The sequence below is a fragment of the Pseudomonas juntendi genome (genome assembly GCF_009932375.1).
Classification (GTDB): domain Bacteria; phylum Pseudomonadota; class Gammaproteobacteria; order Pseudomonadales; family Pseudomonadaceae; genus Aquipseudomonas; species Aquipseudomonas juntendi.
This window is the reverse complement of record NZ_BLJG01000168.1, coordinates 21,445-43,503: the sequence shown is the minus strand read 5'-3', so window position 1 is coordinate 43,503 and position 22,059 is coordinate 21,445. Positions and strand designations below refer to the sequence as shown.

Here is a 22,059-nt window from a genome sequence, read left to right as displayed (position 1 = left end):
GTTCGGCGCGGTTGAGGTAACCCCGGGCCACTTGCACGCCGCCGATGTACAGCTCGCCGGCTACACCCTGGGGGACCGGTTGCTGCTGGTCGTCGAGGATGTACAGGGTGGTGTTGGCGATGGGTTTGCCGATCGGGGTGTTGTCCGGGGCAGTGGTGCAGTGCCAGGCGCTGACATCCACCGCGGCTTCGGTCGGGCCGTAGAGGTTGTGCAGCTCGACGGCTGGCAGCTGAGCGTGGAAGCGCCGTACCAGATTCCCCGGCAAGGCTTCACCCGAGCAGATCACACGTATCAAGGGTAGGCGCGGCATTGGGTTGTGATCGGGCTGCGCGGCAGCCCCGGCGGTAATGGTGTCGGCTTGGGAATCCTGGGGCCGCTGTGCGGCCCTTTCGCGACAAGAGGCCGCTCCCACAGGGGCTGTCGAGGACAGGAACACGTCGAGCATCGAGGGAACGAAATGCAGGGTGGTGACGTGCTCGCGGGCGATTACCTCGCGCAGGTATTCGGGGTCACGGTGCCCACCGGGGCGGGCCATCACCAGCCGTGCGCCGGTCTGCAACGGCCAGAGGAACTCCCACACCGATACGTCAAAGCTGAATGGGGTTTTCTGCAGCACCACGTCGGCCGCACCCAGGCCGTAAGCGGCCTGCATCCACAGCAGGCGGTTGACGACACCCGCGTGCTCGTTCATCACGCCTTTCGGCAGCCCGGTCGAACCGGAGGTGTAGATCACGTAGGCCAGGTGCCGGGCATTCAGCCCTGCTACAACCGGGTCAACCACAGGCTGATCAGCCCAGCTCGGCTGGTCCAGATCAATGAGCAGACCCGCTTCCGGCACGTGCCGGGTAGCCGCATGCACCAACACCGCCACCGGCGCGCTGTCGGTCAGCATGTGCCGTACGCGCTCGGCGGGGTAGTCCGGGTCCACCGGCACATAAGCGCCACCGGCCTTGAGAATGGCCAGCAGCCCCACCACCATCGACAAGCCGCGTTCGACGCAGATGGCCACGCGATCGTCCGGTTTCACCCCCAAGCCGATCAAGTGGTGCGCCAGGCGGTTGGCCTGCTGGTTGAGCTGGCCGTAGCTCAGCTCGCCCTCCTCGGCCCTGACCGCCACCGCCTCGGGGGTGCGCCGAACCTGCGCCTCGATCAGGCCGTGCAAGGTCTGCCCGAGGTCGTAGGCGACGGCCGTGTCGTTGAACCCGGCCAGCACCCGCTCGCGTTCCTCGGCCTGCAACACCGGCAAGCGCTGCATCGCCAGCGCCGGTTCATGCTCCAGGGCCTGCACCATGGCCTGCAACACCTGCTCCATTTGCCCGCAGATGCGCGCAGCGCCAACGCCGGCAGTGGTCATGGCCACCAGGCGGAAACCACCCCCGGTGTCGTCCACGTTCAGGCCCAGCGGGTAGTTGCTGCGCTCCTGGCTTTCCAGGCTTTCCATCCCTGCTGTCGCCTGCTTCTGGCTGGCGGTGGCCTGGCTGCTGTGCCGGTAGTTGAGCATTGCGCTGAACAATGGCTGCGGCGCCGCCACGCCGCTGCAGCGTTGCGCCAATGCCAGCGGGGCGTGCTCGTGGGCCAGCAGCGCGCTGAGGGACTGGTGGGTAGCATGAGCCGCCTCGCGCAGGCTGACGCCGGCCAGGTCGATGCGCAACGGCAAGGTGTTGATGAACATGCCCAGCGCACGCTCGGCGCCTTCGCCGCCTTGCAGGCGGCCTAGCAGCACCGTGCCGAACACCACGCGCGGTTGGCCGCTGGCGGCGCCCAGCAGGCGCGCCCACGCCAGGTGGAACAGGCTGGCGACGCTGATGCCCAGTTGCCGCGCCTGCACCCGTAGCCGTTGCCCCAGGCTGTCATCCAGCCACAGCTGCGCTTCTTCGATGTCGCGGCCATCGCCTTGGACATCGCTCAGGCCGAACGGCAGGGTCGGCTCGTCGATCGCCGCCAGTTGCTCACGGAAGAACGCTTCGTGCGCATCCTGGCTGAGTCCAAGGCGTGCCTGGGCCACATAGTTGCGGTAAGGCACGGGGGCGTGTGCAGGTTCGTCGTTGCCCTGCAAGAAGCCGATCAGCTCCTCGGCCACCACTTCCATGGCGGTATGGTCGAGCACGATATGGTGGAACTGCAGGGTCGCTTCGATCGGGCCGTCCGCATCGGTGTACAGCAGGCGCAGCAGCGGGGCCTGGCGCAAGTCCAGAGCCGCAGAGACCGGTCGGCCCGCTGCAGCACCGCTGCCAAGGGTTTGTGGTACAAGCGGTGCAACGTCGCGCAGCACCACTTGCACCGGCTGGGGCAAGCCGTCCCAGAGGATGGCGGTACGCAGCACGTCGTGACGCGCGATGACGTTGTCCAGTGCGCGGGCAAAGCGTGCCAGGTGCTCCCGGCTGGCGAAGGCGAAGCGTGATTGCAGCACATACGGGTCGTGGCCCGCAGCACTCAGGTGGTGGTAGAGGATACCTTCCTGCAACGGCGCCAGTGGGTAGATGTCCTGCACGTTGGCCGCACCGCCCGGCACCTGGGCGACGATACGCTCGATCGCGCCCTGCTCCAGGGCCAGCAGCGGCAGCATGGCCGGGGTGATGTGGGTGCAGCCGGCAGGGATCAGGTTCTCCGGCACCACCACCTCGCGTGCCTGGCCCAGGGTGGCCGCCAGCGCAGCGATGCTCGGTTGGCCGAACAAGGTCCGCACATCGACCTGCAGGCCCTGGCGGCGCAAACGTGCCGTCAGGTTCACCGCCAACAGGGAATGGCCGCCCAGCTCGAAGAAGTTGTCGTGCCGCCCCACCCGCTCGACCTGCAGCATCTCGGCCCACACGGCAGCCAGTGCGCTTTCGACTGCGCCTTGCGGTGCCACGTACTCCTGCCTGGCCAGCAGCGCCGGGTCGGGGTCTGGCAAGGCCTTGCGGTCGAGCTTGGCATGCCGGGTCAGCGGCAAATGGTCCAGGCGGGTGAACGCCAACGGCACCAGGTGTGGCGGCAAGCTCGCCTGCATCGCCTCACGCAACGCGTCCGGGGCAACCGGCGCGCTGGCGGTGAACCAGGCCAGCAGGCGCTCACCGCGCACCAGCACCACGGCATCGATCACGCCCGGTTGGGCAGCCAGCACGCTTTCGATTTCGCCCAACTCGACCCGCACACCACGGATCTTCACCTGGTCATCGTTGCGGCCCAGGTAGTCCAGGGTGCCATCGGCATTCCAACGCACCAGGTCACCGCTGCGGTACATGCGCGCATGGGCCTCGCTGCTGAACGGGTCGGCCAGGAAGCGCTCGGCGCTCAGCGCCTCACGCCTGAAGTAACCGCGTGCCACCCCGGCCCCGCCGATGTACAGCTCACCGGCCGCGCCCACCGGCACTGGCTGGCGCTGTTCATCGAGCACATAGACACGGGTGTTGGCGATGGGCTTGCCGATGTGCGGTACGCTGCCAGGCAGCACCCGGCCAGCGCTGGCCACCACCGTTGTTTCGGTCGGGCCATAGTTGTTCACCACGCTAAAGCCTGGGTCGTGTTCGAACGCCCGCAAGCGGTCGCCACCGACCAGCAAGGTCCGCAAGGTCGGGTGCTGGCGCTCCCGGCGCAGGGCCTGTTCGGCGACCGGCGTTGGCAGGAAGCTGACGGCCAGCGGTTGTTCCAACCACCAGTCGAGCAATTCGTCCACGTGTTCACTGGCCACTTGCAGCGGCGGCAGGTGCAACACCGCCCCTGCGCACAGCGTCGGCCAGATTTCCCAGGCCAGCGCATCGAAGCCGAACCCAGCCACGCTGCTGGTATGGCTGCCTGCCGTCACGGCAAAGGCCTCGCAGTGCCAGTGCACCAGGTTGGCCAGCGTCGCATGCTCGACCATCACCCCCTTGGGCTGCCCGGTGGAGCCGGAGGTATAGATCACATAGGCCAGTTGCTGGTGATCCAGGCCAGCCACCTGCGGGTTGCCCTGCGCTGCGCCTTGCCAGGCGTCGCTGTCCAGCACGATGCACGGGGCGTCGCCCACCAAGGCCCGGGTCGCAGACTCGACCACCACCCGCGCAGGCGCGCTGTCGGCCAACAGGTAGGCGATCCGCTCGGCCGGGTAGGTCGGGTCGATCGGCACATAGGCAGCGCCGGCCTTCAGCACGGCCAGCAAGCCGATCTGGCGCTCCAGGCTGCGCGGCAGGCACAGGGCAACCCGGTCACCCACCTGCACGCCCTGGGCAATCAGGTAATGGGCCAGGCGGTTGGCGCTACGGTTCAGCTCGCCATAGCTCAGCACCCGGCCACCCTGGACCAGCGCCGCAGCCTGCGGCGTGCGTGCGGCCTGGGCTTCGACCAGGGCATGCACGGTGCGCCCGGTCGGATAGTCGCGCCGGGTTGCATTGAAGGTGTCCAGCAACTGCTGGCGTGCCGCCTGGTCGATAATCGGCAGCGTGCTCACCGCAGCGGTTGCGCCCTGCGCCAGTGCCTGGGCCAGTTGCGCGAGTGCCTGGCTCATCCAGCATGCCACCTGCTCGGCGCCTACGCCCTGCTGGGCCAGAACGCTCAAGGCAAAACCTTCGCCCAGGTCGTCGACACTGAGGGTCAACGGGTAGTTGCTGCGTTCCTCCCCTCCCAGCAGGCGCACGCCTTGGCTGCCGGCAGCAGGGCCAGCGGCACTGCTATGGCGGTAGTTGAACAAAGCGCTGAACAGCGGCGAAGACGCCGCCACGGCGCTGCAACGCTGGGCCAGGGCCAGCGAGGCATGCTCGTGTTGCAGCAGCGCAGACAGCCGCTGGTGGGTCAGGCGCACCGCCTGCACTACCGGCGTCGACAGGTCGATGCGCAGCGGCAAGGTGTTGATGAACACACCCAGTGCCCGGTCAGCCCCTGCACCGCCTTGCAGGCGGCCCATCAGCACCGTGCCGAAGACCACGTCGCTGCGGTTGGCCAGCACCCCCAGTACCCGCGCCCAGGCCAGGTGGGCCAGGCTGGCGACACTGACGCCCAGGCGCCGGGCCTGTTCGCGCAGGTTGCGGGCCAAGGTGGCATCCAGCTGCAGTTGGGCCTCTTCGATGGCATGCCCTTCGCCCTGCACATCGGCCAGTCCGAACGGCAGGGTGGGCTCATCCAGGTCACCCAGCATCTCGCGGAAGAATGCCTCATGGCCGGCATCGTCTGCCGCCAACCGCGCCTGGGCCACGTACGTACGGTACGGCACCGGCGCGGGCAGCTGTGCGCCCTGCCCGTCCATCAATGCCTGCATTTCGCCCGCGATGACCTCCATGGCGGTATGGTCCAGGGCCAGGTGGTGGAACTGCAGTATCGCCACCACCCGCTGGTTGCGCGGGTCGGCCGCATACACCAGGCGCAGCAAAGGTGCGCAGGCCAGGTCCAGGCGCTGGTGGCGGGCATCGTAGCGTGCCTGCAAGGCATCGAGCACCGCTTCGCTGCCCAGCCCCTCGACAGCGGTAACCGCCATGCGGGCCTTGCGCCAAACCACTTGTACCGCCTGCTCGAGGCCTTCGCTGAGCACAGCGGTGCGCAGGATGTCGTGGCGGTCGATCACCTGCTGCAGCGCGCCAGCCCAGCGCTGCAGGTCGGCCAGGCTGTCGAACGCCAGGCGTGACTGCAGCAGGTACGGGTCGCCCTGCTCGGCGCTGAGGTGGTGGTAAAGAATGCCTTCCTGCAGCGGTGCCAGCGGGTAGATTTCCTGCACGTTGGCTGCACCACCCGGCACGCTGGCAACGATACGGTCGATGCTGGCCTGATCCAGTTCGATCAAGCTGAGCATCGCCGAGGTGATCACCTGGGCGTCGACCGGTACCCGGTTGGCCGGTACGTCCACCTCGCGCCCACTGCCCACGGCAGCGGCCAGTGCCGCCAGGGTCGGCTGGGCGAACAGGACACGCACATCGGCAAGCAGGCCAGCCTTGCGCATGCGCTCGACCAGGGTTACCGCCAGCAGCGAATGGCCACCCAGTTCGAAGAAGTGGTCATGGCGCCCGACCTGCTCGACCTTCAGCACCTCGGCCCAGATGGCGGCCAGGGCAACTTCCACAGCCCCTTGCGGGGCCTCGAAAGCCCGGCTCACCAGGGCGTCGCTGCCCGGAAGCGGCAGTGCACGGCGGTCAAGCTTGCCGTTGGCGGTCAATGGCAGCTCGGCCAGGCACACGTAGGCCGCCGGCACCATGTAGTCCGGCAGCAGGCTTTGCAGGCGGCCGTGCAAGTCGGCGACCAGCGGCGCTGCCGCGTGCGCGGTGAAGTAAGCCACCAGGCGTTTGTCGCCCGGGGCGTCTTCACGCAGGACCACGGCGCTGTCGCGCACGCCTTCGCACTGGCCGAGACACGCTTCGATTTCCCCGAGTTCGATACGGAACCCGCGCAGCTTGACCTGCTGGTCGGCACGCCCAAGGTAGCGCAGCGTGCCGTCGGCCTGCCAGCTGACCAAGTCGCCGCTGCGGTACATGCGCGCCCCTGCCTGGCCACTGAAAGGGTCATCGAGGAAGCGTTCGGCGGTCAGCGCGGGCTGGCCAAGGTAACCCAGCGCCACGCCATCGCCACCGATATACAACTCGCCTACGGCGCCCAGCGGGACCGGTTGCCGACGGGCATCGAGCACGTAGCAGCGGCCATTGCCGATGGGCTTGCCGATCGGAATGCTGCCTTGGCCCACAGCCGTTATTTCATGGGTGGTGCTGAAAGTGGTGGCCTCGGTCGGGCCGTAGCCATTGAGCAAGTGCTGCGGCGCACCGTCGCGCAGCACCCGGGCGATCACTGCCGGGTCCAGCACGTCGCCGCCCACCATCAGGTAGCGCAGCTTGGCGAAGGCTGGCAGCAAGGCATCGGCAAACTGGTGGAACAAGCCTGCGGTCAGCCACAGCACGCTCACCTGCTGGCTCACCAATACATCGCGCAAGGCCTCGCGGCACAGCACCTGCGGCTGGTCGATCACCACCACGCAGGCGCCGTTGAGCAGCGGCGCCCATACCTCCAGGGTACTGGCGTCGAATGCCGGGTTGGAGGCGAAGGCCACCCGGTCGTCACGGTTGAACTCGGCAAAGCCGTTGTTGATGGCCAGCCTGACGATCGCCCGGTGAGGAACCAGCACACCTTTCGGCGTGCCCGTCGAGCCCGAGGTGTACATGACGTAGGCCGCGCTTTGCGCGGTCACCGTCAGGGCCGGTGCATGGTGGGGGCAGGCGGACAGGTCGCAGCGGTCCAGCTCTACCCGCACGGCCCCGCCGGTTTGCCCCTGGCTGGCGAGCGTCAGCAGTACGCGGGCCTGGCAGTCCTGGATCATGAACGCCTGGCGTTCAACCGGGGCATTGCTGTCCAGCGGCACGAATACCGCGGCGCATTTGCTCACGGCCAATTGCGCGGCCAGCAGGTCGAAGCTGCGCGGCAGCAACAGTGCCACCCGCTCACCCGGGTTTACGCCCAGGCTGAGCAGGTGGTGAGCCAAGCGGTTGGCATGCTCATCCAGTTGCTGATAGGACCACTCGCGCTGCCCGTGCACCACGGCGGTCGCCTGTGGCGTGAGGGCGGCATGGGTGCCGACCAGTTGGTGCAGCGCATGCTCGTGCGGGTAGTCTCGGCGGGTGGCGTTGAAGCCCTGCAGCAGCAGTTCGCGTTCGCCGGGCGCCAGTTGGCTGAGCGTATGCAACGGCGTGGCCGGGGCCTGTTGCAAGGCATCGGCCAGTTGCGCCAGCGCGGTCGCCAGCAGGCGGCAAACCTGCCCGCCGTCTACCTGCGACACCGCCTGCACGGTGAGCACCAGGCCTTCGCCCAGGTCATCGATGTTCACCACCAGTGGGTAGTTGCTGCGCTCGTGGGCGGCGATCTGCTCGATGCCCTGCCATGCCTGGCGCAGTTCGACCTTGGCCGGGGCGCTGTGGCGGTAGTTCAGCAGGCTGGTGAACAGCGCCTGGCTCGCCGGCACGCCGCTGCAGCGCTGGGCCAGGGCCAGCGACGCCTGTTCGTGGGCCAGCAGCCGCGCCAGGCGCTGGTGGGTAAGGCGCACGCCCTCGGCAGTGCCTGCGGCACCGACGCTGACGCGCAGGGGCAAGGTGTTGATGAACATGCCCAGCGCCCGTTCGGCACCTTCGCCGCCCTGCAGGCGGCCCAGCAGCACCGTGCCGAACACCACCTCTTCGCGGCCGGACAACTGCGCCAGTACTTGCGCCCAGGCCTGGTGCATCAGGCTGGCGACGCTCACGCCCAAGTGCCGCGCCTGCTCGCGCAAGCGCCCGCACAGTGCGGCATCCACGGTCAGGCGGCTGTCGTGTACGTCACGGGTGTCACCGTGCGCATCGTGCAGGCCGTAGACCAGGGTGGGCTCATCGATGTCGCCCAGCAGTTCGCGGAACAATGCTTCATCGGCTTGGGGATCGGCGCCCAGGCGCGCCTGGGCCACATAATTGCGGTAAGGCACGCTGGCCTCGGCGAGCGGGCGGCCCTGCAGCACAGCCGTGATTTCCGCCACCAACTGCTCGACGGCGGCGTGGTCAAGGATGATGTGGTGGATCAGCAGCGTGGCTTGCAGGCCCGTGTCGGTCTGCTCGGGCAACAGCCGCACCAGCGGGGCCTGGCCAAGGCCGATACCTGTGTAGGCGGGTGCGCAGTGCATGCTGGCGGCTAGCGACGGCACCGTACGCCAGACCACTTGCACCGGTTCTTCCAGGGTTTGCCAGTGAATGCTGGTGCGCAAGATGTCGTGGCGGGCAATGACCTGGTCGAGGGCGGCGGCAAAAGCGTCCAGTTCGGCTTGGCCAGGGAAGGCGAAGCGCGCTTGCAACACGTACGGGTCGGCGCCGTCGCTGGCCAGGTGGTGGTAGAGAATGCCCTGTTGCAACGGCGCCAGGCCGTAGATGTCCTGAATGTTCTGGATACCCCCGGGCACCTGCGCGACCAGGGTGTCGATGGCCGCCTGCGACAGGTCGGCCAGCGGCAGCATGGCCGGGGTGATCGCCGTGGTCCCCCGGACAATACGGTTGGCCGGCACCGCCACGCGTGTGTCAGCGCCCAGCGCCGCGGCGAGCGCAGCCAGGGTGGGTTGGCCGAACAACACGCGGATATCGGCGTGCAGGCCTTGGGCACGCAGGCGCGCGGTCAGGCTGACGGCCAACAGCGAGTGCCCGCCCAGTTCGAAGAAGTTGTCATGCCGCCCTACCCGCTCTACGCCCAGCAGCTCGGCCCACAGGGCCGCCAGCAGGTGTTCGGTGTCGCCTTGCGGGGCCTCGAACGGGCGGTCCTGGAGGGGGCCGGGGGCTGGCAGAGCCTTGCGGTCGAGCTTGCCGTTGGGGCTCAGCGGCAGAGCCTGCAGGTGCATGAACTGTGCCGGCACCATGAATTCGGGCAGATGGGTGAGCAATGCGCTGCGCAGGGTGTCCACCGGTTGTGCGTCGCCAGTGTAGTAGGCAACCAGGCGCTGGTCATGGGCCAGCACCACCGCCTCCTTGACGCCTTCGATGGCCGTGAGGCCGGCCTGGATTTCACCCAGTTCGATGCGCAGGCCACGCAGTTTGACCTGGTCGTCGTTGCGGCCGAGGTATTCGATGTTGCCGTCGGGCAGGTGGCGTGCCAGGTCACCGGTGCGGTACAGGCGTGCGCCGGGTACGAACGGGTCGTCGATGAAGCGCTCGGCGGTGAGTTCGGCACGGTTGAGGTAACCCCGGGCCACCTGCACGCCGCCGATGTAGAGCTCGCCGGCTACCCCCTGGGGCACCGGTTGCTGCTGGTCGTCGAGGATGTACAGGGTGGTGTTGGCGATGGGTTTGCCGATCGGGGTGTTGTCCGGAGCGCTGGTGCAGTGCCAGGCGCTGACATCCACCGCGGCTTCGGTCGGGCCGTAGAGGTTGTGCAGCTCGACGGTTGGCAGCTGAGCGTGGAAGCGCCGCACCAGATTCCCCGGCAATGCCTCACCGGAGCAGATCACACGTATCAAGGGTAGGCGCGGCATTGTGTTGTGATCGGGCTGCGCGGCTGTCCCGGCGGTAATGATGTCGGTTTGGAAATCCTGGGGCCGCTGTGCGGCCCTTTCGCGACACGAGGCCGCTCCTACAGGGGCCTCGTTCGTCTTCGAGGGCTGGGAAGGCTCGGAATATTGATCATCAGGCACTGCTTCCCCGTAGGGTAGGCGCGGCATTGCGTTGTGATCGGGCTGCGTAGCAGCCCCGGCGACAGGGGCTGTCGAGGACAGGAACACGTCGAGCATCGAGGGTACGAAATGCAGGGTGGTGACGTGCTCGCGGGCGATTACCTCGCGCAGGTATTCGGGGTCTCGGTGCCCACCGGGGCGGGCCATGACCAGCCGTGCACCGGTCTGCAACGGCCAGAGGAATTCCCACACCGACACGTCAAAACTGAACGGGGTTTTCTGCAGCACCACGTCGGCCGCATCCAGGCCGTAAGCGTCCTGCATCCACAGCAGGCGGTTGACCACCCCGGCGTGCTCGTTCATCACGCCTTTCGGTAGCCCGGTCGAACCGGAGGTGTAGATCACGTAGGCCAGGTGCCGGGCATTCAGCCCTGCTACAACCGGGTCAACCACAGGCTGATCCGCCCAGCTCGGCTGGTCCAGATCAATGAGCAGACCCGCCTCCGGCACGTGCCGGGTAGCCGCATGCACCAGCACCGCCACCGGCGCGCTGTCGCTGAGCATGTGCCGCACGCGCTCGGCCGGGTAATCCGGGTCCACCGGCACATAAGCGCCACCGGCCTTGAGAATGGCCAGCAGCCCCACCACCATCGACAGCCCGCGTTCGACGCAGATGGCCACGCGATCGTCCGGTTTGACCCCCAAGCCGATCAAGTGGTGCGCCAGGCGGTTGGCCTGCTGGTTGAGCTGGCCGTAGGTCAGCTCGCCCTCCTCGGCCCTGACCGCCAGCGCCTCGGGGGTGCGCCGAACCTGCGCCTCGATCAGGCCGTGCAAGGTCTGCCCGAGGTCGTAGGCGACGGCTGTGTCATTGAACCCGGCCAGCACCCGCTGGCGTTCCTCGGCCTGCAGCACCGGCAAGCGCTGCAACGCCAGCGCCGGTTCATGCTCCAGGGCCTGCACCATGGCCTGCAACACCTGCTCCATTTGCCCGCAGATGCGCGCAGCGCCAACGCCGGCAGTGGTCATGGCCACCAGGCGGAAGCCTTCGCCCAGGTCATCCACGTTCAAGCTCAATGGGTAGTTGGTACGCTCCTGTCCCTGCAGCACCTCGATGCCGTCCCAGCCCTGGCGCTGCGCCGTGTCGGGCTGGGCACCGTGACGGTAGTTGAGCATGGCGGTGAACAGCGGCAGCGGCGCGGCGACGCCACTGCAACGTTGCGCCAGGGCCAGCGAGGCATGCTCGTGGGCCAGCAGGCCGCTGAGCGACTGGTGGGTGACATGGGCCGCCTCGCGCAGGCTGACGCCGGCGAGGTCGATGCGCAGTGGCAGGGTGTTGATGAACATCCCAAGCGCGCGCTCGGCACCCTCGCCGCCCTGCAGACGCCCCAGCAACACGGTACCGAACACTACGCTGGGCTTGCCACTGGCCGCGGCCAGCAAACGCGCCCAGGCCAGGTGGAACAGGCTGGCCACGCTGATGCCCAACTGCCGCGCCTGGTGGCGCAAGCGGCCGGCCAGGTCGGCAGAAAGGGGCAACTTGGCCTCGTGGATGTCGCGGCCATCGCCTTGCACGTCACTCAGGCCGAACGGCAGGGTTGGCTCGTCGATATCAGCGAGCTGCCCACGGAAGAACGCCTCGTGCCCGGCCTGGCTGATGCCCAGGCGCGCCTGGGCTACGTAGTTGCGGTACGGCACAGGGGCATGGGCCGGGGCCGCAGCGCCCTGCAGGTGGGCACTGAGCTCTTCGCCAACCACGTCGAGCGCCGTGTGGTCGAGCACGATGTGGTGGAACTGCAAGGTGGCCTCGATCGGGCCGTCGGCGTCGGTGTACAGCAGGCGCAACAGCGGCGCCTGGCTCAGGTCGAATTCAGTGCTGGATGGGCTGTTGTCGCCGCCTGCCTGCGCAACCGGTGCGACGGCCCGCAAGACCACTTGCACCGGTTGCGGCAGGCCCTCCCAAAGAATGGCCGTGCGCAGCACATCGTGCCGGGCGATGACCGCGTCCAGCGCGCTGGCGAACGCGTGCAAGCGTTCACGGCTGGCGAAGCGTAGCTTGGAGAACAGCACGTAGGGGTCGTGCTCGGCACTCAGGTGATGATAGAGAATCCCCTCCTGCAACGGCGCCAACGGGTAGATGTCCTGCACGTTGGCGGCGCCGCCTGGCACCTTGGCGACAATAGCGTCGATGGCAGGCTGGTCGAGGTCGATCAGGCTGAGCAGCTGCGGGGTGATCTGCGTGCAACCGGATGGAATTCGGTTTTCCGGCACTTCCACACCTTGCTCGGCACCGAGCGTGGAGGCCAGTGCGGCAATGGTCGGCTGGCCGAACAAGGTCCGCACATCGACCTGCAAACCTTCCAGGCGCAAGCGCGCGGTCAGGCTCACGGCCAGCAGCGAGTGCCCACCCAGCTCGAAGAAATTGTCGTGCCTACCCACCTGCTCAACCTCCAGCAGCTCGCGCCACAACCGCGCCAGCAAGGCCTCGGTGTGGCCCACAGGGGCCTCGTAAGGTCGCCCTTGCAAGGCCGTATCGGCCGCTGGCAGTGCCTTGCGGTCAAGCTTGCCGTTGGGGGTCAGGGGTAGCTGTTCAAGGTGGATGTACTGGGCCGGCACCATGTACTCGGGCAGCCGGGCCAGCAATGCCTGGCGCAGGTCATCGACCGGCTGTTCCGTACCCGTGTAGTAGGCGACCAGGCGCACGTCGTCCACCGCGAGCACAACGGCCTCGCGCACGTCGGCGAGCTGTGCAAGGCAGGCTTCGATCTCGCCCGGCTCGATGCGCAACCCACGCAGCTTGATCTGCTCGTCGCAACGGCCAAGGAATACTAGGTTGCCGTCCTGGTTCAGGCGCACCAGGTCACCACTGCGGTACAGGCGCTCACCTTCGACGAACGGGCTGGCGATGAAGCGCTGCGCCTGCTGCTCAGGCAGCCCCAGGTAACCCCGCGTTACCCCGGCGCCGCCAATGTGCAACTGCCCGGCCACACCATACGGCACCAGTTGGTCGTCGCTGTCGAGCACGCAGAGCCAGGTATTGTCGACCGCCTGGCCGATGGGCAGGCTGCCTTGAGGGAGCGCGGCATCTGGCTGCAAGGTCCAGGCGCTGCAGTCCACCGTGGTTTCGGTAGGGCCGTAGACGTTGTGCAGGCGCACCTGCGGCAAGCGCTGGCGCACCTGGGCCGCCAGCGCTGCGCTCAGCTCACCGCCGCCACACACGATGTCGGTCAGGCTGTTGCAGTGGCGGCTCTCGGGCTGCTCGATGAACTGTTGCAGCAAGGCCGGCACGAACTGGACCACCGCCACCGCCTGCGCCTGCACCCACTGCACCAGGTAAGCCGGGTCGCGCTGGCCATCCGGGCGCGCCAGCACCAGGCGCAAGCCGCTGCACAGCGGCCAGAACAGCTCCCAGACCGAAGCATCGAAGCTGACCGGGGTCTTGTGCAGCACACCGCCCTCGCCCACGTGTGGGCACAAGCGGCGGCTCCAGTGCACCAGGTTGACCACGTTGCGGTGCTCGACCATCACCCCCTTGGGCACGCCCGTGGAGCCCGAGGTGTAGATCACATAGGCCAGGTGCCGGGCGCCCAGCCCGGCGATGCGCGGGTTGCTGATCGGTTGCTGCTGCCAGCACGGCTGGTCCAGGTCGACCCATGGCAGGTCCAGGGTGCCAGCGATGTCGCGCGTGGCACCGTGTACCAGCACGGCCAGCGGTGCGCTGTCGGCCAGCATATGGCGAATACGCTCGGCGGGGTAACCTGGGTCGACCGGCACATAGGCAGCGCCGGCTTTGAGAATGGCCAGCAGGCCAACCACCATGTTCAGCCCACGCTCGACACAGATCGCCACCCTGGCATCGGGTTGGGCCCCCAGCCCGACCAGGTGGTGGGCCAGGCGGTTGGCCTGTTCGTCGAGCTGGCGGTAACTGATTTCGCCTTCTTCGGCCACCAGCGCAACGGCATCGGGGGTACGGCGGACCTGAGCTTCGAACAGGTGGTGCAGCGGCTGCTCAAGGTCATGCGGCTGTGGCGCAGGGCGTTGCAGCAGCTGTGCGCGCTCCGCCGGGCTGAGCACGCACAGCTGTTGCACCGGTGTGCCCGGCGCGTGCTCCAGCGCGTCCAGCAGGCCGACCAGCACCTGTTGCATCTGTTCGCACAGGCGTTGCGCACCGACCTGCGCGGTGACCTGCGCACTGATGCGCAGGCCATCACCCAGGTCATCGATGTTCATGCTGATCGGGTAGTTGCCATGCCCGCGCGGGGACAATACCTCCACGCCTTCCAGCGCTTGCTCATGTGCCTGCAGCTCGCTGGCCGTGGCGCCATGGCGGTAGTTGAGCATGGCGCTGAACAGCGGTGTGGGCGCGGCCACGCCGCTGCAACGCTGGGCCAACGCCAACGCCGCGTGCTCATGCACCAGCAGTGCCGCCAGCCGTTGGTGGGCCTGGCGCACCCCTTCGCGCACATCCAGGCCCTGCAGGTCGAGGCGCAGGGGCAAGGTGTTGATGAACATGCCAAGGCCGCGATCGGCGCCGGCCCCACCCTGCAGGCGGCCCAGCAGGACGGTGCCGAACACCACGCTGGACTTGCCACTGGTGCCCGCCACCAGCCGTGCCCAGGCCAGGTGCAACAGGCTTGCAGCGCTGACACCCAGCTGGCGCGCCTGGCTGCGCAGGCGCTGGTACGCAGCCGGTTGCAGGGCCACGCTGGCCTGCTCGAACTGGCTGGCCTGGAGCTGCAAGTCGGTCAGCCCATAGGGCAAGGTCGGTTCGTCGATATCGGCCAGTTGCGCGCGGAAGAACGCCTCGTGGTCAGCCTCGCTGACGGCCAGGCGTGCCTGGGCCACGTAGTTGCGGTAAGGCACCGGGGCCTGCGTGGGTTGCAGGCCGTGCAGGTGGTCGCGAATTTCAGCCAGCACCGCTTTCATGGCGGTGTGGTCGAGGGCGATATGGTGGAACAGCAAAGTGGCTTCGATGGGGCCTTCTGCGCCGTGATAGTGCAGGCGGATCAGCGGGGCCTGGCTCAGGTCAAAGGCCGTGCGGGTGGCCGCGCCTGTGGCAACCGGGGCGACCGTGCGCAGCACGACCTGGACCGGCTGTGCCAGGCTGTCCCAGAGCACGGCGGTGCGCAGCACATCGTGCCGGGCGATGACCTTGTCCAGGGCGCCGGCAAAGGCTTGCAGGCGGGCCAGGCTGTCAAAGCGGATCGGCCATTGCAGCAGGTAGGGGTCTTCGCCGGTCGCACTCAGGTGGTGGTAGAGAATACCTTCCTGCAACGGCGCCAATGGGTAGATATCCTGCACATTGGCGGCGCCGCCAGGTACCGCTGCAACAATGCGCTCCAGCGACGCCTGGTCCAGGGTCAGCAACGGCAGCATGTCCGGGGTGAGCTGTGTGCAGCCAGGCGCAATACGGTTTTCCGGCACGGCCACTTGCCGGTTCTGGCCTATGGCAGATGCCAGCGAGGCGACCGTGGGCTGGCCAAACAGCACCCGCACATCGGTTGGCAGGCCTCGTTGGCGCAAGCGCTCGATGAGGCTCACCGCCAACAGCGAGTGGCCACCCAGCTCGAAGAAGTTATCGTGGCGCCCTACCCGGTCGACACCCAGCACATGCGCCCATATGGCCGCCATGGCGACTTCGGTCTCGCCCACAGGGGCTTCGTAGCCGTGCCCGACCAGGTCGGTAGTGTCCGGGTCGGGCAGCGCGCGGCGGTCGAGCTTGCCATGGGGGGTGAGCGGCAGTGTTTCCAGGCGCATCAGCGCCTGCGGCACCATGTAGGCCGGCAGGCAGGCTTGCAAGGCCTGGCGCAGGTGGTCGACCGTCACAGCGGCGCTTGCAGTGAACCAGGCCAGCAGGCGTTGGTCGCGGACCAGCACCACCGCATCACGCACGCCCGGCTGGGCAGCCAGCGCGGCCTCGATCTCGCCCAGCTCCACGCGCACACCGCGGACCTTCACCTGGTCGTCATTGCGGCCCAGATAGTCCAGCGTCCCGTCGGTATTCCACCGCACCAGGTCACCGCTTCGGTACATCCGCGCGCCCGGCAGGCGGCTGAAAGGGTCGGCCAGGAAGCGCTGTTGGGTCAGCTCAGGGCGGTTGAAATAGCCCCGTGCAACCTGCGCGCCGCCAATGTACAGCTCGCCAACCACACCGGCAGGCACTGGTTGCCGGCGCTCATCCAGCACATACACCCGGGTATTGGCGACGGGTTTGCCGATGTGCAGCGCCGCACCGGGCTGCAAGGCCCCCGAAGTCGCGACCACGGTGGTTTCGGTGGGGCCGTAGTTGTTGACCACGGCAAAGCCTGGGTCGCGGTCGAACTGGCGCAGGCGGTCGCCACCCACCAGCAGGGTACGCAGGGTCGGGTGCTGTACCGAGCGACGCAATGCCTGCTCGGCCACCGGGGTGGGCAGGAAGCTCACCGCCAAGGGCTGTTGCTGCCACCAGTCCAGCAGTTCCTCCACGTGCTCGTTGCCGACCGCTGCCGGCGGCAGGTGCAGGGTGGCCCCAGCGCACAAGGCCGGCCAGACCTCCCAGGCCATGGCGTCGAAACCGAAGCCGGCCACGCTCGAGGTACGGGTACCGGGCTGCACGGCAAATGCCTGGCAGTGCCAGTGCACCAGGTTGAGCAGGGTGTGGTGCTCGACCATCACGCCTTTGGGTTGGCCGGTGGAGCCCGAGGTGTAGACCAGGTAGGCCAGTTGCTGGGGACCCAGCCCAGGTACTTGTGGGTTGTCGCTGAGGCGGTGGTAAGCCGCTGGCGAATCCAGGTCGAGCCGAGGGACAGCGGTCGGCAGCCCGGTGGTTTGCGTGTCGGCCAGTACCAAGCGTGGGGCACTGTCGGCCAGCAGGTAGGCAATGCGCTCGGCCGGGTACCCCGGGTCTACCGGCACGTACGCCGCGCCGGCCTTGAGCACCGCCAACAGGCCGACAATGCGTTCGCAGTGGCGCCCGAGGCACAGTGCAACGCGGTCACCACACTGCACGCCCATGGCGATCAGCTGGTGCGCCAGCTGGTTGGCACGCCGGTTCAGCTCGCCGTAACTGAGCGTTTCCTCACCCTGGCTTACTGCGCTGGCGTCTGGCGTGCGGGCGGCCTGGGCCTCGATCAACGCCTGCACCGTGGTCGCCGGGGGGAAGGCTTGCGCGGTGGCGTTGAAGCGGCCGAGCAACTGCTGACGGGCGTCTTCGTCGAGGATGGACAGGCCGTTCAGTGGGGTGCCCTGGCTGAGCTCCAGGGCCTGGACCAGTTCGGCGACGGCGTTGCACATCCAGGCCGCCACCCGCGCCGCGCCAATGCCAGGCACAGCCAGAACGCTGAACGTGAACCCTTGGCCCAGGTCGTTGACGCTGAGGGTCAAGGGGTAGTTGCTGCGCTCTTCGCCACCCAGCAGCCGCACCCCCTCCCATATGCCCTCGCCTTCACGCGGCGCATCGTCGGCACTGTGCCGATAATTGAGCAAAGCGCTGAACAAGGGCGCCGAAGCGGGCACGCCGCTGCAGCGCTGGGCCAGGGCCAGCGGTGCGTGCTCATGGGCCAGCAGCGCTGCCAGGCTGCGGTGGGCGGCGCGCACGGCGCTGGCGACTGGCTGCCGCGTGTCGACCCGCAGCGGCAAGGTATTGATGAACATGCCCAAGGCGCGGTCGGCGCCCTCGCCCCCTTGCAGGCGGCCCATCAGCACGGTGCCGAAAACCACGTCGTCGCGGTTGGCCAGCACGCCGAGCACACGGGCCCAGGCCAGGTGCATCAGGCTTGCGGCGCTGACCCCCAGCTGCCGGGCCTGGCTGCGCAAACGCCCGGCCAGCCCAGCGTCGAGGGCTTGCGTGGCACTCTGCACAGCACGGCCGTCGCCCTGCACGTCGGCATGGCCCAACGGCAAGGTCGGCTCCTCGACGTCGGCCAGCATGTCGCGGAAGAACGCTTCATGCCCGCCCTGGTCGCCCAGGCAGGCCTGGGCCACATAGTTGCGGTACGGCACCGGCGGCGGCAGGCTGTGGCCCTGGCCGAACAGCAGCGCCCGCATTTCACGGGCCACCACGTCCATGGCGGTATGGTCGAGGGTGAGGTGATGGAACAGCAGTACCGCCACGACTTGCTGGTTGGCCGGGTCGAGGCTGTAGTACAAGCGGGTCAGCGGGGCCTGGCCCAGGTCCATGCGGTGGTGGCGGGCGTCGAAGCGCGCGTGCAACTGGTCGATACGAGCCACGCCGGGCTGCTCGGGCAGGTCATCGACTTCATGAACACCCAGCAGTGCCTCGCGCCATACCACTTGCAGGGGCTGCGGCAGGCCCTGCCAGAGCACGGCCGTGCGCAGGATGTCGTGGCGGTCGATCACCTGTTGCAACGCCCCGGCCCAGGCCAGCAAGCGCTCCACGCTGTCGAATGCCAGGCGCGTCTGCAGCAGGTAGGGGTCGCCTTGCTCCGCGCTCAGGTGGTGGTACAGCACCCCCTGCTGCAGCGGTGCCAGGGGGTAGATCTCCTGCACGTTGGCGGCGCCGCCCGGCACACTGGCAACCACCTGGTCGATGACCGTCTGCTCCAGCTCGACCAGGCTGAGCATGCCCGGGGTGATGCGCTCGGCGCCCTGCGGGACGCGGTTGGCGGGCACGGCGATTTCCGCACCGGCCCCCACGACAGCGGCCAACGCCAGCACGGTCGGTTGGGCAAACAGCACCCGTACATCAATGACCATCCCTGCGCCACGCAACCGCTCGACCAGCGTAACGGCCAGCAGCGAATGGCCGCCAAGTTCGAAGAAGTTGTCCTGCCGCCCCACCCGCTCGACACCCAGCACCTCGGCCCAGACCTGCGCCACGGCCGTTTCGGTAGCGCCTTGCGGCGCCTCGTACTGCTGGCCGAACAGTTCGCCAGTGGCCGGTTCCGGGAGCGCGCGGCGGTCAAGCTTGCCGTGGCTGGTCAACGGCAGTTCGGCCAGGCGGGTGAACGCCACCGGCAGCATGTGTGCAGGCAGGCAGGCGCGCAGCGCCTCGCGCAGGGTATGCGGGTCCAACGGGGTGGTTTCGGTGTACCAGGCCAGCAGCCGTTCGCCGCGGACCAGCACCACGGCCGCGTCGACGCCCGGTTGCGCCGCGAGGGCGGCTTCGACTTCACCCAGTTCGACCCGCACCCCGCGGATCTTCACCTGGTCGTCGTTGCGCCCGAGGTAGTCAAGGGTCCCATCGCTGTTCCAGCGCACCAGGTCGCCGCTGCGGTACATGCGGGCATTGGCCTGGGAGCTGAACGGGTCGGCCAGGAAGCGCTCTTCGGTCAATGCTGGGCGGTTGAAGTAGCCCCGCGCCACTTGCGCACCGCCGATGTACAGCTCGCCGGCGACGCCCACGGGCACAGGTTGCAGGCCCTGGTCGAGCACATAGAGCCGGGTGTTGGCAGTCGGTCGGCCGATGTGCAGTGCATTACCTGGGCTGAGCAGCCCCGAGGTGGCCACGACGGTAGTCTCGGTCGGGCCGTAGTTGTTGACCACGGCAAAGCCTGGGTCGCGGTCGAACTGGCGCAGGCGGTCACCACCGACCAGCAGGGTGCGTAAGGTCGGGTGCTGATGCTCACGGCGCAAGGCCTGCTCGGCCACCGGCGTAGGCAGGAAGCTGACCGTCAGCGGCTGCTGCAGCCACCAGTCGAGCAGTTCGTCGACATGCTCGTTGCCAATGTGTGCCGGTGGCAGGTGCAAGGTGGCCCCGGCGCTCAGGCTTGGCCACACCTCCCAGGCCATGGCATCGAAGCCGAAACCGGCCAGGCTGGAAGCCTGGCTGGCGTTGTCCACGGCAAACGCCTGGCAATGCCAGTGCACCAGGTTGGCCAGGGCATGGTGCTCGACCATCACCCCTTTGGGTTGCCCGGTGGACCCGGAGGTGTACACCAGGTAGGCCAGCTGCTGCGCATCCAGCCCCGGCACCTGGGGGTTGCTGTCGTCGGCGGCATAGGCCTCGGCCTGGTCCAGGTCCAGCCGCGGCACAGCGCCGGGCAAGCCGTCGACGGTGGTTTCCGCCAGCAACAGCAGCGGCGCGCTGTCGTCGAGCAGGTAGGCAATGCGGGCGGCCGGGTAACCCGGGTCAATCGGAACGTAGGCCGCACCGGCCTTGAGCACGCCAAGCATGCCCACCAGCCGCCTGGCGTTGCGCGGCAGGCACAAGGCGACCCGGTCACCGAGTTGCACACCCCGCGCGCGCAACTGGTGGGCCAGCTGGTTGGCCTGGCGATTGAGTTCACCGTAGCTCAGCGCCTGGCCGGCCTGCAGCAGCGCCGGCGCGTCGGGTATGTGGGCAGCCTGGGCCTCGACCAGCGCATGTACGGTGCTACCCTGCGGGTAGTGCCGGGCGCTGTCGTTGAACTGTTGCAGCACCTGCTCGCGCTCGTCGGCCGGCAACACCGCCAGCGCTTGCAACGGCGTGCCCGGTGCCTGTTCCAAGGCCTCCACCAGGCTGGCCAGCACCTGTTCGAACTGCGCGCACAGGCGCGGCGCATGCCATTGGGGCAGGCTCTGTACCGTGAGGCGCAGGTCCTCACCCAGGTCATCGACACTGACGGTCAGCGGATAATCGGTACGTTCTTCGGCGCCGACAATATCGATGCCGGGGGCAACCGGTATGATCTCCGCCGCGTCGCCCGCGTCACTGTGGCGGTAATTGAGCATGCTGTTGAACAGCGGCGCCGGCGCGGCCACGCCGCTGCAACGCTGGGCCAGGGCCAACGATGCCTGCTCATGGCCGAGCAAGGCGCTGAGCCGGCGATGGGTGGCCAGCAGCCCGTCGCGCACGCTGTGCTGGCCCAGGTCGATGCGCAGCGGCAAGGTATTGATGAACATACCCAGCGCCTGCTCGCCGCCAACGCCGGTGGTCATGCGGCCCAGCAACACGCTGCCGAACACCACGGCCTGGCGTGCCGAGAGCTGGCCGATCAACCGGGCGAAACCCAGGTGCAGTACGCTGGCCGGGCTCACCCCCAACTGCCGGGCCTGGGCACGCAGGCGCTGGCTGAGCGCCGGCGCCAGGGTCAGGCGTGCCTGCTGCAGGGGCTGGTCGACCTTGTCCTGCTGGCCGAAGGCGAGCGTGGGCTCATCGATGTCACCCAGCATTTCACCGAAGAAATGTTCATGGGCCTGTTCGTCGAGGGCCTGGCGCGCTGCCGCCAGCACATTGCGAAACGGCATGGGTGGCGGTAGCTGCGCGCAGGTGCCGGCAAGGTGGGCCTGCAGTTCGCGGCGCACGATGTCCAGCGCGGTGTGGTCCATGATCACGTGGTGGAACATCAGCAGCGCAACCCATTGCTCGCCCTCGCCCTGGGCATGCACCAGTTGCATCAACGGCGCCTGGCGCAGGTCGAGCCGGTAGTGACGCGGGTCGAAGCGCTGGCACAGGCTGGCCAGTGCGTGGCTGCCGGCCAGTGGGAGGGCCTCGCGGACCAGTGCAGCTTCACGCCAGACCACCTGTACCGGGTTGTCCAGGTACTCCCAGTGCACGGCAGTACGCAGAATGTCGTGCCGCTGGATGACCCATTGCAGCGCCTGGGCAAAGGCCTCCAGGTGCTCCTTGCTGGCAAAATGCAGTTGCACCTGCGACAGGTACGGGTCGCCGTCGCTGGCGGCCAGGTGGTGGTAAAGCATGCCCTGCTGCAACGGTGCCAGCGGGTAGATGTCCTGCACGTTGGCAGCACCGCCCGGCACCTGCTCGACGATGCGGTCGATGGCGGCCTGGTCCAGGGTTACCAGTGGCAGCATGTCGGGGGTGATGCGAAAGGCCGGGCTGAGCCAGTCGTCATCCTGTTCGGCAAGCATCTCCAGCAAGGCCGGCTTGTGCCGTGACAGCGCCTCCCACAAATGATCGTCCAGGTTTTCGTCGTCACCGAGGACGATCAGGTCCTGGTCTTCACGCTGGAGTCGGATTGCACGGGTGGAAAGAGCTGCCATCAGTTCGCTGAAGTGCATCGGTAAGCATCCTGCTTTGCCTGGAAATAAGGTTGGGGGACACGCTAATGGATCGTGACCGGGCGGTCTGACATGGAGAG

The 22,059-nt window shown here is 67.9% G+C and carries 1 protein-coding gene; it reads right to left on the bottom strand.

Annotated features, from left to right (window positions below):
• Positions 1 to 21,979: non-ribosomal peptide synthase/polyketide synthase (locus GYA94_RS28790; RefSeq protein WP_438826250.1), on the bottom strand; the 21,979-nt coding region annotated here is incomplete at its 3' end.
• Between the last annotated feature and the right edge of the window lie 80 nt (positions 21,980 to 22,059).